A 14451-nucleotide genomic window follows, 5' to 3' on the forward strand; every position below is an offset into this window, starting at 1 on the left:
ATCACCTCTCCGCGACTGCCCCTCGCTGCCCCAACGGCCCCGAGACGGGATTGAATCGTACGGCGAACGGCCCAGGCAGATCCGCGACGAAGTCACTGTCGTACCGCGAGGCCATCCCGGCGACCGGGAAGTCCGTCGTCACGTACTGCGCTCCGCTGGCCAGCGCGACGCCGACCCGGCTGGTCTCGTTCGCCCGGATCGTCGAGAGCGGCTCGTCGGAGCGGGTCCGGACCAGGTAGCCCTTCTTGACCAGCCGCCGGATCTCGGCCTGGTTGGCTCCCCGCGGGTCGTTCACCTGGGTGATCGCGGCGTCCGCCTCGCCCTCGGGACCGCGAGTGAAGACGGCACGGCCTTCGAGGTTCGGCTTGCCCTCGCGGTACAGGTCGCGCACCTGGCCCGGCCCGCCGTTGTCGAAGTAGAACAGCACCTTGCCGCGAGCCTGCTTGAGCGTCGGCCAGCCCTTCGTCAGCACCGACTGCTCCAGGGTCAGGCCCGGCTTGCGGACGTCGTCGGGCGACAGCAGGTCGTCCTCGCCGAAGACCGAGCGGATCTCGGCGTCCACGCTGTTCAGGTTGGCCAGATCCCACGGTGGCGCCTTGACGCCGCCGGCCGCGACGACCTGCGGATCGGACTGCTTCAGCTCCAGGTTGATCGTGATCGGTGCCGCGTCCGGGTGCTGATCGCTCCAGGCCTTGACCTGCCGCAGGCACAGCACGAAGGTCCGGCAGTTGGTGTTGTAGTCGAAGTCGGCGACGTGCATCACCTTGATCCCGGGCTGTGCGAGCGCCGGGTCGGTGAGCGGCCCCTGGCCGGTCAGCTTACGGATCAGCGGGTAGGTGTAGAGCCCACCGGCCGGATCCGGGAACAGGTCGAGCTCCAGGGTCCGGACGTTCTGGTCCGTCAGTTGCTGCGGGATCGAGGCGTGGGAGTACCAGAGATCGACGGAGCCCGGGTTCAGCTGCTGCTGCGCCTTCTGCTCGTTCGGGCTCAGTTCACGGTGGTAGGAGTTGTGCGATCCGATCTGCTGGAGCTGGTTCATCCTCACCGCGCCACCGGAGGTCTTCGCCGCCGCGTCGCCGGGCAGCGCGGCGCTGCCGGCGAGACCGCCACCGGCGACCGCCACGGACGCGAGTCCCGCGACCAGTTTTCTGCTGAGCTGCATGTGTTCTCCCACTTTCGGTGAAGCGGACGGATCGGGCTGCCGCGATTCTTGCCCGGACCGGTGTCATCCGGCTGACCGCAAGCTGACAGGAAACCGTGTGCTGCCGAAGCGGTGGAGTTGGCAACGTTGTCGCCGGATGGAGGCACAATGAACACATGGTCACCACATCCGCCGGCGAGGAGCCGGGAGCGGACGCCGGTACGGCGTACCCGCTGCGCCGGACGCCGACCCAGGACCGGGCCAACCGCCAGGTCGAGCGCATCCTGGACGCGGCCTGCGCCGAGGTGGTCGAGCGCGGCTACGACGCCGCCTCGACCAGCAGCATCGCCCGTCGCGCCCAGATCGCGGTCGGCAGCGTGTACCGCTACTTCCCCGATAAGCGAACCCTGATCCAGGCGATCGAGCGCCGCAACCAGAACCGCTACACCGAGACGGTGCGCGAGCGGCTGGCCGTGGTGGCGGACTGGCGCGAAGCCGTCGACGTCACGCTGGACACCTTCCGCGAGATGCACACCACCGACCCGGGCTTCCGCGCGGTGGTGCTGAGCGGTCTGGGCGATCCCGACCTGGAGGCGACCCCGGGCGAGTTCGACGACCAGCACGCGGGCGAGTTCGCGGAGCTGCTGGCGCTGCGGTTCGGGGCGAAGGACAGCCACGAGTTCCGGATGACGGTCACGCTGACGATCGCGATGGGCGAGGCGCTGGCCCATCTGGCGGATCGGCTGCCCGCCGCGGACGCGGAGTACGTGCTGGCTCAGGGCCGGCCGGCCCTGCATCACCTGCTCGAGTCACACCTGCCGGCCGAACCACCTGCCTGAGTGACGGCCCGGAAACACCTGTTGCTCGAGCCGGAGGCGCTGGCTCGAGCAACACACATCGTCAAATCAGAAGTCCCCCGCCGTCGAGCGAGGGAGGTACTGCGCGCCGGCGTCGTACCGGCTGGGAAGTAGGGACCTACCGCTGGGGTTGTGGCTGCGGCGCCGGTGACCGCGGCCCGATCTGCGGCCAGTGGCTGACCTTGCCCGCGATCCGGGCCCGGCGGGGCGCCCGGATGTCGTAGCTGACGATCACCCGGTCGTTCTTGGCGTAGGTGCTCGCCGAGGCCAGCGGAATCATCCGCTGGACCTGGAACGGGCCCTCACCGTGCCGCGTGTAGTACTCGACGGTGATCTCCAGGCATTCCGCCGTCGCACCACTTTCGAGCTGTCCGCGGACCGGTCCCCGCACCCGCGTCACTCGTCCGGCTGTCTTCTCGATCCCGTCGCTGCGGCGCCGGACGCCCGCAACGATGTCTGCCACGATGCATGCCGTGACCAGCAGCACCAGGCCTAAACCACCGAATACAACGATAGTCAACATGGCACTCACCCCCGACGCGCCGCCCGCTGGCGACGCGGTCGTTTGTCGAAACTGGCTGCGCGGGGCTTCCCGCACAACGGTGGGACGGCGGCTGAGTCCAGTCGGTTCCCACGTAAGGACAATTGTGTTTCAGCTGTCGCCCGCCATGCCGAACTGATACCGCGACGGCACCGGCCGTGACGTTCCCAGTTCACGCTGCGCCCACTGCCAGTACTCCGCCAACGGGTTCCCGCCCTCGCGCAGCCCGGCAAGCTCGATTCCCTCGTCCAGCAAGGCCTGCGCGCCGGCCGCGTCGCCGGTCTGCAGCAGGTGCTTGACCCAGGCCAGCTTGATCCGCGGCTGCGATCGCACTGTCGCCGAGGCCTTCTCGTAGATCTCGGCGGCAAGCCGGTCGTCGCGCTTCTCCACGGCCCAGTCGAGCGCCTCCACCGACAGCGCTAGCAGGTCGCCCCGCGTCTGCCTGATCGCCAGTTCCCACAGCTTGCTGTCGTCCGAGGAGACAGCGAGATTGCGGCTGGCCCAGACGGTCGGCCGGCGCTCCAGCGACTGCTGCCACGCTTCGATCGCACCCGCTTCGTCGTCGGCGTACCAGCGGGCGACGCCGCGGTGGTACCAGATCAGCCAGTTGTCGTCCTCGACGGCTTCGAGCAGGTCCTTCCAGCCGACCAACGTGCCGTCCGGCGCTGCCTCTGCTGACTCCGGCTCCGGCATTCGTCCTTCCAGCACCGGCAACCAGGCACGCTCGCGCTCGGTCATCGTGGTGCCGGCGAACGGCGTACCGGCAGAGACTGTCCACCCCGTACGCCGCAACTCCAGCGCGCCCCACCCGGACCCTTGAGCAAGAAGCTCGACCGGCTCGGCGTCGATGACGGTCAGCCAATCCGCTTCCCTGGTGGCCAACGACGCCAGCACCGGTTCCAGTACTGCGCTCGTCGCGGTGCGCGCCGCCTTCCAGTCCTCCGCATGCGCGACCTCAGGATCGACCGAGACGCGCCCATAGGCTTCCAGCCACTGCCAGTCAGTTGCGGCAGGCAACTTCAGGTGTTCCATCTGGGTTCGCGCCAGGCCGGCCTGGATCTCGGCGTACCCGTGGCCCTGCAACCCCGGCGCGAGCCACTCCTGCCAGCGCCGCCCACCTTCGGCCTCGCCCCACACGAAGAGCTTCCGCCCGCGCAGCCGATCCGTCGAGGCCTGCGCCAAGCCGTTGCCTTCAGCATCGACCGAGGCGATCCACGGCCGCTCGTCCGGCCGCAGTTCGAAGAAGAAGTCGACCGCGCGCTGGTGCCGCATCGGGTAGGTCAGGTCACTCCCCTCGTACTCCGGTACGCCGACCAGGTCGAGCCGATTGCCGTAGCCGAACCGCCAGGCCTGGTCCGCCGGGGCGAGCACCCGCGTCCCCGGGGACTGCTCGACCGCGATGTTCGACCACCAGTACGCCGGAACCGTCTCGCTCGACGGATTCTGGATCCGTGCCCCGACATACAGCTGGCCGGAGTCCTCGGGTAGCCAGAAGTCCAGCTGGACGACCAGGTTGCGGGTGCGCTCCAGCTCCCACAGGCGCAGTACCGGCGTACCGTCCGGGCCCTCGACGCGAGCCGCGTGCATCGGCGCGCAGGTACCGGTCCAGTGCCCCGTGCTGCCGAGGTTCCACTCGACGCCGCCCGCGAACCAGGCGTTGCGCAGCGCGAGATTGGCCGGCTGCAGTACCGGGTTGCGGTACAGCAACTCCTGACCGCTCGCCTTGTGCACCAGCGAGTAGAGCCGGCCGCCCAGGCTCGGCAGGATCGTCGCCCGGAGGTGACTGTTCTCCAGAACCAGCGAGGGCAACGCGCGCTCGACCAACTCGCGGCCGTAGCCGTCCTGATCGAGACACGGCAGAGTGCTGCCGAGCCGGCCGTAGCCGACGCTCTCGCGCATCTCCGGCGAGAGCTCGGCGAGGTTGTCGATCTGGTGCAGCTCCTGCAGCGAGCGCAGCGGCGGCAGCGGGTTCTCCGCCCCGAGATCGGCGGTGGGCAGGACGAGGTCTTGCGCGAAAAGGGTCGTCACTCAGTAAATTCTTGCAATTTTGCGCAATTACGTCCAGCGCGGTTCGGGGTTACCAGCCAGTCGGCTATACATGGACGACCGACGCGAGGGGATGGGCACCAATGGATGCAGACGTGATCGTGGTGGGAGCCGGACTGGCCGGGCTGGCGGCCACCGCCGAGCTGGCCGACGCGGGCAAGAAGGTGTTGCTGCTCGACCAGGAGCCGGAGGCCTCGCTCGGTGGGCAGGCGTTCTGGTCGTTCGGCGGCCTGATGTTCGTGGACTCGCCCGAGCAGCGCCGGATGGGCATCAAGGACTCCCGCGATCTCGCCTTCCAGGACTGGCTCGGCTCCGCCGGTTTCGACCGGCTGGACGACGAGGACCAGTGGGCCCGGCAGTGGGCCGAGGCGTACGTCGACTTCGCCGCGGGCGAGAAGCGTTCGTGGCTGCACGCCCAGGGCGTCCGGTTCTTCCCGGTCGTCGGCTGGGCCGAGCGCGGTGGCTACAACGCCGACGGCCACGGCAACTCCGTCCCCCGCTTCCACATCACCTGGGGCACCGGACCCGGGCTGGTCGCGCCCTTCGAGCGCCGGGTTCGCGAGGCCGTCGCGAAGGGCCTGGTGGAGTTCCGCTTCCGGCACCGCGTCGACGAGCTGACCGTGACCGGCGGGGTCGTCGACGGCGTCAGCGGCAAGGTGCTCGAGCCGAGCGACGTCGCGCGTGGCGTCACCAGTTCGCGGACCGAGGTGGCGGACTTCGCGCTGACCGCGCAGGCGGTGATCGTGACGTCGGGCGGCATCGGCGGCAACCACGACCTGGTCCGCTCGTCGTGGCCGGAGCGGATGGGCAAGCCGCCGAAGGAGATGATCTCCGGCGTACCGGCGCACGTGGACGGCCGGATGCTCGGGATCACCGAGGCGGCCGGCGGCCGGTACGTGAACCGCGACCGGATGTGGCACTACACCGAGGGCATCCGGAACTGGGACCCGATCTGGCCGATGCACGGGATCCGGATCCTGCCCGGGCCGTCCTCGCTCTGGTTCGACGCCACCGGCAAGCGGCTGCCGGTGCCGCTGTTCCCCGGTTTCGACACCCTGGGCACGCTCGAGCACATCATGCGGACCGGCTACGACTACAGCTGGTTCGTGCTGACCCAGAAGATCATCGAGAAGGAGTTCGCGCTGTCGGGGCAGGAGCAGAACCCCGACCTGACCGGCAAGGACATCAGAGGTGTCCTCGGCCGGGCCAAGGGCGGCGCGACCGTGCCGGTGCAGGCGTTCATGGACAAGGGCGCCGACTTCGTCGTCCGCACCAACCTGTCCGACCTGGTCCGCGGGATGAACGAGGTGACCGGCTCGGACCTGATCGAGTACTCCGAACTGGAACGCCAGATCCTGGCCCGCGACCGCGAACTGGACAACACCTTCACCAAGGACCTGCAGGTGACGGCGCTGCGCGGTGCCCGCAACTACCGCGGCGACAAGCTGATCCGGGTCGCGCCGCCGCACAAGATCCTCGACCCCAAGGCCGGTCCGCTGATCGCGGTGAAGCTGAACATCCTGACCCGCAAGTCACTCGGCGGTCTGCAGACCGACCTCGACTCCCGCGTCCTCCGGGCCGACGGCACGCCGCTGCCGGGCGTCTACGCGGCCGGCGAGGTGGCCGGCTTCGGCGGCGGCGGGATGCACGGGTACCGCTCGCTCGAAGGCACCTTCGTCGGAGGGTGCCTCTTCACGGGCCGGACCGCGGGTCGCGCCGCCGCCAAGGCGGTTTCCTAGCCGTCCTAGAACACCATCGTCAGCAGGTCGGCGAAGAGTTCCTGTTCGTCGACCTCCAGGCCGCGGCTGGTGAACCACGTGCACATGTTGTGGCAGTCGCGGAGCAGGAAGTCCATCCCCTTCGGGTTGCCGACGATGTCGACCACCTGCGGGAGATCGATCATCACGATCCGGTCCCCCTGGGCCAGCACGTTGTACGGCGACAGGTCCCCGTGGGCCAACCCCGCCCTGGCCAGCTCGCGCATGCCGTCGCGGAGCTGCTCGAAGTACGAGGCGAGCAGCTCGCCCTTGGGCCGGACCTGCGCCAGCCGCGGCGCCGCGCCACCGTCCCCGTCGTCGATGAACTCCATCAGCAGCTCGGTGCCGTCGACCTGCACCGGATAGGGCACCGGGACACCGGCCTTCCAGAGCCGGCAGAGCGCGTCCCACTCCGCGTAGGCCCATTGCCCGGCCGCGACGCTCCTGCCGTGCGACGACTTCTTCGCCATCGCCCGCGAGTCACGGCTGTTGCGGGTCCGCCGGCCTTCGACGTACGACGTACTGCGGTGGAACGAGCGGTGTTCCTCGCTGCGGTACCGCTTGGCGGCCAGCAACGACCGCCGGGACGGTGCGTCGCCGATCTGCTCCACTGCCCGTTCGAGCAGGAAGACATCGGCTTCCTTACCGGTTTTGAGGATGCCGAGCTCGGTGTCGATCGCGGCCTGTTCCGTCACGACCCACGAGGGGCGTGGTTCCGGGCCGCGAGAACCGCGCTCGACATCCAGCCAGGTGGACCAGCGCTGACCGTCCGCGAGTTCTTCTGCCACTTCGCTGAAGTGGAAGACGAAGGCGTCGGCCACGTCCGGTTCGGGTTCGTCGCCGGCCGGCCGGGCCCAGCGATCGTCGAGATCAGAGAGTTGGTGGTCGGTACGAAAGACGTCGGAAGACATCGGATCTGCTCCTGGAGAAAGAAGTGAGGCTGACGCGGACGTGCCGCAGCGCAGTGATGGCCATTCGTCCAGCCCTCCTTAGTCCAGGCAGCAGTCGTAGCTGCACGGTTCGGGATCAGGATGCGGCCCGGCTCCGGGCGGCGCAACCGATTTATCGCAGGTCGGTCAGATCGGTGACGGTGACGTCGATGCCGTCGGTCCCGAACGGCGGCTCGACCGGACCCAGCAGCTCGGTGACGACCTCGAAGGTGAGCGTCCTGATCCGGGCGGCCAGGGCGGCGAGGTCCTGCCCGTACGGCGCCATCACCTCGACCACCGCGCCGGTGACATGACCGCCCTCGCCGACGAACGAGACCCGGGCGAGCTCGCAGCCAGGCAACGCGTTGACCGCCACCCGGAGGTGGCTGACCAGGACGTGGTCGGCGACGTACAGGGGGCCGCCGTTGTCGGCCTCGGCGAGGATCGGCCGGGAGCGACGCGTGACCGAGCGCAGCTTCTGCTGGATCGAGGCGGAGATGTCGACCCAGCCCGGCTCGGACGCCGAGCGCGCCTCGGCCGCGGCGCGGCGCAGGATGTCGTCGCTCATCGCCAGTCCTCCAGCTTCTCCTGGAGCGCTCCGCGGGCCCGGGCCAGCTGCCCTCGCACCACTGTCGGCGTCGTCACCAGCACCTCGGCGATCTCGTGGTAGCTCATCTCCTCGACCTCACGCAGCAGCCAGACCGCGCGCTGCCGATCGGGCAGTTCGGCCAGCGCGGCGTCCAGCGCCTCGAGCAGTTCGGTCCGGACGGCCGGCTCGACCGGGTCCGAACCGCCGGCCAGCCCGGTGAACATCTCGTCCTCCACCGGAGTCGGCCGCTTCTTGCGCAGCAGGTCGATCGCCTTGCGGGCGGTGAGAGTGAACAGCCAGGTGCGCAGCTTGGCGTCGCCACGGAAGTCGGGAAGCGCCTTCCAAGCGGCCACGAACGCATCCTGGACCACCTCCTCGGCATCGCCGTGATCGTTGAGCATACGGCGCGCGTACCGGAACATGGCCGGGCCGTGCCGCTCGATCACCGCCGCGAACGCGTCCGCGTCCCCGAGGGCGGCGGCCCGGCGCAGCGCGTCGTCACCGGCCTGCGACCAACCGTCGGCCCGCGGCCGTACGGTAACTCGCACCGATCCAGTGACCCCGTTCACACGAACAACCTAGGCGATCGGCGTGACATCTGTGGGTGCCGACTCGTCCTACCGGGTGTCAAGCAGTGCGCAAATGTTGCAGTAGGCAATCAAATCGAGGGGACAGCATGGCTGACACGAGTTCGAACGCCAAGATCGGCACCGAGATCGCGGCCGAGACGCTGCCGAGCGCTCTGGTGAGCGACTACGGCCGGACCAGCATCGCCGACACCGTGGTGTCGAAGATCGCCGGGATCGCTGCCCGCGAAGTGGCCGGCGTGCACAACCTCGGCGGCGGCACCGCCCGCGCCGTCGGGCTGCTGCGCGAACGGATCCCCGGCTCCCGGACCAACCTGTCCCAGGGCGTCTCGGTCGAGGTCGGCGAGAAGCAGGCCGCGATCGACATCGAGGTGGTCGCCGACTACGGCGTGGCCATCGCCGATCTGGCCCAGGGCATCCGCCGCAACGTGATCAGCGCGGTCGAGCGGATGACCGGCCTGGAGGTCACCGAGGTCAACATCGCCGTCAGCGACGTCCACCTCGACGGCGAGGACGACACCGAAGACACCACCGACGACCTGCAGGAACGCCGAGTCCAGTGACCCGCCCTCCGTCCTCCGGAACCTCACCCGGAGGAACCCCCACCGCGGCAGCTCCACCGAAGCCCGCGCCCACCGCCGCTGATCAGCAGGCCGAACTGGCTGAGCAGGTGGCGAACCTGGTGCGTTCCGTGCCCGGAGTCGTCGGTCTGCACGGCGGGGTGTTCGGGGAGGTCGCGACCTATCTGCCGGGGCGGCGAGTCTCCGGCATCCGGATCACCGCGGAGCGGGCCGAGGTCCATGTCACGCTGGTCTGGGGCGAGCCGGTTCGGGCCACCGCCGCGGTGATCCGGGATCTGGTCGAGGAGTTGACCGGAGTGCCGGCGTTCGTCACCGTCGAAGATGTCGTCGCCGTGCCTGCCACCACCCGCTGAGCTTCCGTTCAGCGTCCGTTGAGTGTCCGTTGAATGTCACTGTCGCCAAGGAGATCTCGTGAGTTATCCGATCATCGGTTTGTTCGCCGGGCTGCTGCTCGCGGTCGCGGCCGCGGCCGGCGGGTTCCTGGGGTTCTTGCTCGCGCTCGTCCTCGGCGGCGTCGGCTACGCGGTCGGCCGCTATCTGGAGGGCGCGAAGACCATCGACGACGTCTTCCGGCCGAAGCGCCGTGGCTGAGGACGCTCTGCTCGCCACCGACCCCGCGACCGACTTCGGGGCCGCCGCGGGGGAACCGGGCACCCGGGGGCGAACGGAGATCAGCACCCGGGTGACCGAGCGGATCGCCGAAGTGGCGGCCACCAGGGTCCCCGGGGTGGCGCGGCAGGACGCGACCTTCGGCCGGGGTCTACCGCGTGCGGAGGCGCGGCAGACCGGCGAGCGGGTCCGGCTCCAGCTCAGGATCGCCGTCCTGTGGGGCCGCCCGCTCGCCCAGGTCGCCGCTGACACCCGCACGGCGGTGGCCGGCCAGGTGAACGCGCTGACCGGTCTCGTGGTCGACACCGTCGACGTGGAGATCGACACTGTCCTTCCCGTCCGCGAGCTCGCGGTCGCGCAGCCGCGGAGGGTGTTGTGAACAAAGCCAAACGACCGGTCCGTACTCCGGCCGTGGTACCGGTCGGCGTCATCGCCGCCGTCGCTCTCGGGCTGCTCGGCGCCGCCGCCGTCCGTGACGCCCTGCAGGCGCTCGATGTCGTCCAGGGCGACTCCTGGTCCGGCTGGCTGGCCGAGCGCCTCAAGCTGGTCGAGCCCGCTGACTGGATGCTGCCCGCGGGCATCGCCGCGGTGCTGATCGGCCTGTGGTTCCTGGTCGCGGCGCTCAAGCCTCGCCGTACGACGCAGTGGCAGGTCGGTGACTCCGCGGTCTGGATCCGCCCGCAGGATGCCGCCCGCCTCGCCGCCGGTGCCGCCTCGGAGCTCGGATCGGTGCTTTCGGCAACGACTTCGGCCGGCCGGCGGAGGATCACGGTGAAGGCCGTGACCACCACCGACGGCGCGCATGTCGGCGAAGAACTCACCACCGCGGTCACCAGCCGGCTAGCACCGCTGAGCCGCCCACCTCGTATCCGCACCCGCGTGCGACTGGAGGAACACTGAGATGGGCCGTGGACTGATCGCCCTCGACCGGCTGGCAGCCTTCGTTCTGGGCCTGCTCCTGCTCGCGAGTGGCGCCGCGGCGCTCGCCTGGCGCTACGACGTCTTCCCGGACGCACCGGCCCGCATCCGGCTTCCTGACCTGCCGGCCCTGGTCACCGAGGATTGGTGGCCGTGGGCAATCGGTGCGGCCGGGATCCTCCTTGTCCTGCTGGCCTTGAGCTGGCTGCTGCGGCACCTCCCGCGGCGCCGGATCAACCGGCTCTCCCTGACCGGCAGTTCGGCGGCGGGCCGGCTGAGCGCCGATGTCGATTCGGCCGTCGGAGCCGCCGCGCAGGTCCTCGCCGGTACGCCGGACGTCCGGTCCTGCACCGGTCACCTGATCACCGACCGGGGCGAGGTGGTCGCCGAGCTCAAGACCACGATCGAGCCCGAGGCAGATCTCGACCAGGTCCGCCTCGCCACCGAGCAGGTGCTGACCGAGCTGCACCAGATGGTCGGGCGCGAGGAGCTGCGCGCCCGCGTCCTGCTCCGCACCGCCCGTCGCCCGGCCGCGACTCCACGGGTGGTCTGAGAACCGCACCTGTTCAGCGGAACTGCGATCGTGCGGTCGGCCGCAGCTGCAGTTGCTGCGGTGGCGCGACCGAGCGGCAGACGATTTCGGGCAGCACCTTGTGCTGCCAGGTCGCCGAGAACTCCAGCTGACGGCGATGTTCGGCGTACGCGGCGTCGCTCGGGAAGGTCGCGAACCAGGCGAGCACGATCTCGTCCCGCAGCGGCAGCGCCGGAAAGTTGTTCTCGGCAACCAGCGTCTCGAAGGTGGCGACCGGGGTGGCGCCCGTTCCGGTCAGCACCGGCACGATCCGGTCGGCGAAGTACTCGTCGAACCCGTCGTCGGCCGAGCCGCGATGGTAGACGGCTCCGGCGACGACGGAGGACGGGATCTCGGTGGCACCGATCGGCGGCCGGTCGGTGTCGAGCTTCGGATAGCCGGCGCTGAGCTCGATCGGCCGTAGCAGGAGCGCGTTGTCCGAGTCCTTCATCGTTGCGTTGGCTTCCCCACCACGCGCCTTCCAGACGGGGCCGTAGTAGAACCCGTTCAAGGCCGCGGCGCGGGCCGGCAGATCGGTGAAGCCACGGAGCCAGACGAACCGGTCCGGGTCGTCGAGGTCGCGGAACTGACCGGAGACGTGCAGACCGTGCTGCTCCTGTCCTTCGACGAACGCCTCGTCGAAGATCCGGATCAGCTCGTCCCGCCGCCCTGGATGCAGGGTGTACTGGCGCAGATCCACCACGGAACAGCACTTCTCGGCGCTCATTCGTCTTCCCTTCGGTTGCCCTCAGTCAACCGGTGAAACCTGACATTCGCTGTCAGTCTTCATCGAGGATCGGAAGACCCGGCCGATCAGCGCCGCAGCCCCCGGCCAGAGGCCGGGGGCTGCGGCCAACCAAGTACTTCCTGGTTACGTGAAGATGCTCACGCCGCCCGGCCCGACCAGCAGGCCGACGACGATCAGTGCGGCGCCCATCAGGAGCTGACCGCGAACAAGGGAGACGATCCCGGAGATGACGAGGATCGCCGCGATGATCCAGAGAATCGTGAGCATGATCGTGCCTTTCTCTTTGCCGGAGCCGGACACCGAGCTCCGGCGGCTGATACCCCGTGCGATGACGCGTCGGGACCCCATCCGACGATCTTGCTGCCCGGTCTGGTGCCCGCCGTCGCGGAACGCAAACCCCGGGCCCGTCCGCGGAGTGGGATTCAAACAGCTGTAACACCGGCGGGCTTGCATCTGCGGTTCTCGTTTGGTCTGGTGGAGCAAGTGGTTCAGCAATGACGCCACCGCCGCAGGACGACACGACGAGGTTTCTCACCGTGACGATCGCACCTGTTCGTAGTACGCAAGCTCAGCAGTTGATCGCCGACTCCACCCAGGAGCTACTCGCTCAGGCGGACGGGCTGCCCGCTCCGCGCCGCCAGCAGCTGCTCGACGAAGTGATCATCCTGAACGCGCCCGTCGCCCGGTCGATCGCCTCCCGCTACCGCCGCAAGGGCGTGGACACCGACGATCTCGAGCAGGTCGCCTATCTGGGCCTGGTCAAGGCGGCCAACGGCTATCGTCCGGACGCCTCCACAGCTTTTCTCTCGTACGCCGTACCGACGATCCGCGGCGAGCTGAAGCGCTATTTCCGGGACTGCGCCTGGGCTGTCCGGCCGCCGCGCCGGGTTCAGGAGATGCAGGGCTCCATCGCGGCGGCCGAGCCGGAGCTGACCCAGCAACTCGGTCACCTGCCCAGCGACGAGGAGACAGCGGAAGCGCTGGGCACCGAGCCGGCGGAGGTCGCCGAGGCCGCGTCGGTCCGTGGCTGTTTCACCACCCTCTCGCTCGATGCTCCGGCCGCTGCCGACAACAGTGCCCGGCTGGCCGACACCGTGGCCGATGCCGAGGACGGCTACGAATTGGTCGAGAACGTGCACACTCTCGCTCCGGCCGTCTCCGATCTCGACGACCGTGACCGTCAGATCCTGGCGCTGCGGTTCTGTGGCGGCCTCACCCAGGAGGAGATCGGCCAGGAGCTCGGCGTCAGTCAGATGCAGGTCTCCCGGCTGCTCCGCGGAATTCTCGACCGGCTTCGTGAGGATCTCACCCGTCCCGCTGATTGAGATCCGGGCGCCCGGGCACTTGGGAGGTATCCGATTCGCAACGGCAGAGGAGTAATCGTGGGTATCGGCGACAAGATGAAGAACGCAGCCGACAGCGCCAAGGGCAAGATGAAGGAAAAGACTGGCGACGCGACGGACAACGAAGACCTGCAGGCCGAGGGCCAGGCGGACAAGTCCGTCGCAGATCTCAAGCAGGCGGGCGAAAAGGCCAAGGACGCCTTCAAGAACTGATCCACCACCACCTGTGCGGTTCGGGCCCGACACGGCCCGGACCGACGGGGAGTTGACCTCCGGCCGCGGCCGCATCTTCGGGTAGCGTCGGTCGGGTGGACTTCGACGAAGCGGCCGACGCGCTGTACGCAGCGCCGTCGGCCGACTTCATTTCGCGGCGCAACGAGCTCGCCAAGCAGCTGAAAGCAACCGGTGACCAGCTCGGCTCGACCCGGCTGAAGGCTCTGCGGAAGCCGACGGTCGCCGCCTGGCTGGCCAACCTGGTCTCTCGTGAACTTCCCGACGACCTGGACGACCTGCTGGCGCTGGGTGACGAATTTCGTGCGGCCACTGCCGACCTCGACGGGGAACGACTCCGCGATCTCACCCCGAAGCGGCACCAACTGCTCGACCAGCTCACCAAGTCGGCGGCCGGCCTGGCCGACCGCGAAGGCCAGAAGGTCAGCGCGGACGTCGCCCAGAAGCTCCGCGAGACCCTCGATGCCGCGCTGGTCGATCCCGCCGCCGGTGAAGCGGTCCGCGAGGCACGGCTCACCAGCGCGCTGCGGCACGTCGGTTTCGGGGTGGTCGACGAGAGCGGCGAACCGTCCAACGTCACAGCGCTGACCGACGAGCGGCGCAAACGAGCCCAGGATCGCCGCCGGGCCAAGGACTCCGCACAAGCCGAGCCGGACGCTGAGAGCGAGTCGTCTGCCGCGAAAGCCAAGCGGGAGAAGGCCGAGCGGGAGCGGGAAGAGCGCGAGGCTGCTGAGAAAGCGGCTGCTCGGACGGAGTTCGAGGACGCGGTCGCGGCGGCGGAGGCAGCCGAAGCCGGCGTGGCCGAGCTCGATACTCAGCTCACCGAGGCGCGCGATGCTCTCGTCGCGGCGCAAGAGGCCGTGCACCGGATCGGCGAGGAGCTGGACGAGGCACGGAAGGCCGCCCGGGCGGCGCAGAAGGAAAGTCGCGAGGCACGCAAGCGGTACAACCGGCTCTGATCTGGGTACCCGGAACCGGACCGGTTCGCAGAGAGGACACAGAC

19 protein-coding genes are annotated in these 14451 nt (G+C 69.2%); 11 read left to right on the top strand and 8 right to left on the bottom strand.

Annotation, left to right across the window (positions count from 1 at the left end):
* Nucleotide 1: 1 nt before the first annotated feature.
* On the bottom strand, nt 2–1162 hold the full coding sequence (locus OX958_RS32415) for a phosphatidylinositol-specific phospholipase C1-like protein (RefSeq protein WP_270134032.1): 1161 nt from the start codon (nt 1160–1162) through the stop codon (nt 2–4).
* A gap of 155 nt (nt 1163–1317) precedes the next feature.
* Here OX958_RS32415 and OX958_RS32420 point away from each other — a divergent pair, with 155 nt between their 5' ends.
* Nucleotides 1318–1980, top strand: coding sequence for a TetR/AcrR family transcriptional regulator (locus OX958_RS32420; RefSeq protein WP_270134034.1), 663 nt, complete (start codon nt 1318–1320; stop codon nt 1978–1980).
* A gap of 136 nt (nt 1981–2116) precedes the next feature.
* Here OX958_RS32420 and OX958_RS32425 read toward each other — a convergent pair whose 3' ends face one another.
* Nucleotides 2117–2461, bottom strand: a complete 345-nt coding sequence (locus tag OX958_RS32425; protein WP_270134036.1) for a hypothetical protein — start codon at nt 2459–2461, stop codon at nt 2117–2119.
* A 189-nt stretch (nt 2462–2650) separates the two neighbouring features.
* Nucleotides 2651–4567 (bottom strand): DUF5107 domain-containing protein, encoded by a 1917-nt coding sequence (locus OX958_RS32430; protein ID WP_270134038.1) that lies wholly within the window; start codon nt 4565–4567, stop codon nt 2651–2653.
* A 101-nt stretch (nt 4568–4668) separates the two neighbouring features.
* Between OX958_RS32430 and OX958_RS32435 the strand changes: the two genes are divergently transcribed.
* Nucleotides 4669–6324 carry an FAD-binding dehydrogenase gene (locus OX958_RS32435; protein WP_270134040.1) on the top strand — a complete coding sequence of 552 codons (1656 nt, stop codon included), beginning with the start codon at nt 4669–4671 and terminating at the stop codon, nt 6322–6324.
* 5 nt (nt 6325–6329) lie between these two features.
* On the opposite strand, the gene OX958_RS32440 is transcribed toward OX958_RS32435, so the two are convergent.
* The 3 genes from OX958_RS32440 to OX958_RS32450 form a co-directional block, all read right to left on the bottom strand.
* Nucleotides 6330–7253, bottom strand: coding sequence for a serine protein kinase RIO (locus OX958_RS32440; RefSeq protein ID WP_270134042.1), 924 nt, complete (start codon nt 7251–7253; stop codon nt 6330–6332).
* A gap of 151 nt (nt 7254–7404) precedes the next feature.
* Complete coding sequence (locus OX958_RS32445) at nt 7405–7839, bottom strand: hypothetical protein (RefSeq protein ID WP_270134043.1); 435 nt, start codon at nt 7837–7839, stop codon at nt 7405–7407.
* Nucleotides 7836–8408 (bottom strand): RNA polymerase sigma factor, encoded by a 573-nt coding sequence (locus tag OX958_RS32450; protein ID WP_270134045.1) that lies wholly within the window; start codon nt 8406–8408, stop codon nt 7836–7838. The genes OX958_RS32445 and OX958_RS32450 overlap by 4 nt, the downstream gene beginning before the upstream one ends.
* Before the next feature lie 128 nt (nt 8409–8536).
* Between OX958_RS32450 and OX958_RS32455 the strand changes: the two genes are divergently transcribed.
* From OX958_RS32455 to OX958_RS32480, 6 genes are all read left to right on the top strand, one after another.
* Nucleotides 8537–9010 carry an Asp23/Gls24 family envelope stress response protein gene (locus OX958_RS32455; RefSeq protein ID WP_270134046.1) on the top strand — a complete coding sequence of 158 codons (474 nt, stop codon included), beginning with the start codon at nt 8537–8539 and terminating at the stop codon, nt 9008–9010.
* 119 nt (nt 9011–9129) lie between these two features.
* Nucleotides 9130–9381, top strand: coding sequence for a hypothetical protein (locus OX958_RS32460; protein ID WP_270134047.1), 252 nt, complete (start codon nt 9130–9132; stop codon nt 9379–9381).
* A 58-nt stretch (nt 9382–9439) separates the two neighbouring features.
* Entirely contained in the window at nt 9440–9619 is a 180-nt protein-coding gene (locus OX958_RS32465; protein WP_270134048.1) for a DUF2273 domain-containing protein, read from the top strand.
* Complete coding sequence (locus tag OX958_RS32470) at nt 9612–10016, top strand: Asp23/Gls24 family envelope stress response protein (protein ID WP_270134049.1); 405 nt, start codon at nt 9612–9614, stop codon at nt 10014–10016. Before OX958_RS32465 ends, OX958_RS32470 begins: the two co-directional genes overlap by 8 nt.
* Nucleotides 10013–10537, top strand: coding sequence for a DUF6286 domain-containing protein (locus tag OX958_RS32475; RefSeq protein WP_270134050.1), 525 nt, complete (start codon nt 10013–10015; stop codon nt 10535–10537). The genes OX958_RS32470 and OX958_RS32475 overlap by 4 nt, the downstream gene beginning before the upstream one ends.
* A 1-nt stretch (nt 10538) precedes the next feature.
* On the top strand, nt 10539–11108 hold the full coding sequence (locus tag OX958_RS32480; protein WP_270134051.1) for a hypothetical protein: 570 nt from the start codon (nt 10539–10541) through the stop codon (nt 11106–11108).
* Between the two features lie 13 nt (nt 11109–11121).
* Here the strand turns inward: OX958_RS32480 and OX958_RS32485 are convergent, their stop codons facing one another.
* On the bottom strand, nt 11122–11853 hold the full coding sequence (locus OX958_RS32485) for an NIPSNAP family protein (RefSeq protein WP_270134052.1): 732 nt from the start codon (nt 11851–11853) through the stop codon (nt 11122–11124).
* Between the two features lie 144 nt (nt 11854–11997).
* Nucleotides 11998–12141, bottom strand: a complete 144-nt coding sequence (locus OX958_RS32490; RefSeq protein ID WP_270134053.1) for a GPGG-motif small membrane protein — start codon at nt 12139–12141, stop codon at nt 11998–12000.
* Between the two features lie 269 nt (nt 12142–12410).
* On the opposite strand from OX958_RS32490, the gene OX958_RS32495 reads away from it, so the two are divergent.
* The 3 genes from OX958_RS32495 (at nt 12411) to OX958_RS32505 (ending at nt 14407) form a co-directional block, all read left to right on the top strand.
* Complete coding sequence (locus OX958_RS32495) at nt 12411–13199, top strand: sigma-70 family RNA polymerase sigma factor (protein WP_270134054.1); 789 nt, start codon at nt 12411–12413, stop codon at nt 13197–13199.
* A gap of 57 nt (nt 13200–13256) precedes the next feature.
* Nucleotides 13257–13430 carry a CsbD family protein gene (locus OX958_RS32500; protein ID WP_270134055.1) on the top strand — a complete coding sequence of 58 codons (174 nt, stop codon included), beginning with the start codon at nt 13257–13259 and terminating at the stop codon, nt 13428–13430.
* A gap of 95 nt (nt 13431–13525) precedes the next feature.
* Nucleotides 13526–14407 carry a hypothetical protein gene (locus OX958_RS32505; RefSeq protein WP_270134056.1) on the top strand — a complete coding sequence of 294 codons (882 nt, stop codon included), beginning with the start codon at nt 13526–13528 and terminating at the stop codon, nt 14405–14407.
* The last annotated feature ends 44 nt before the right edge of the window (nt 14408–14451 follow it).

This window comes from Kribbella sp. CA-293567 (assembly GCF_027627575.1).
GTDB lineage: Bacteria > Actinomycetota > Actinomycetes > Propionibacteriales > Kribbellaceae > Kribbella.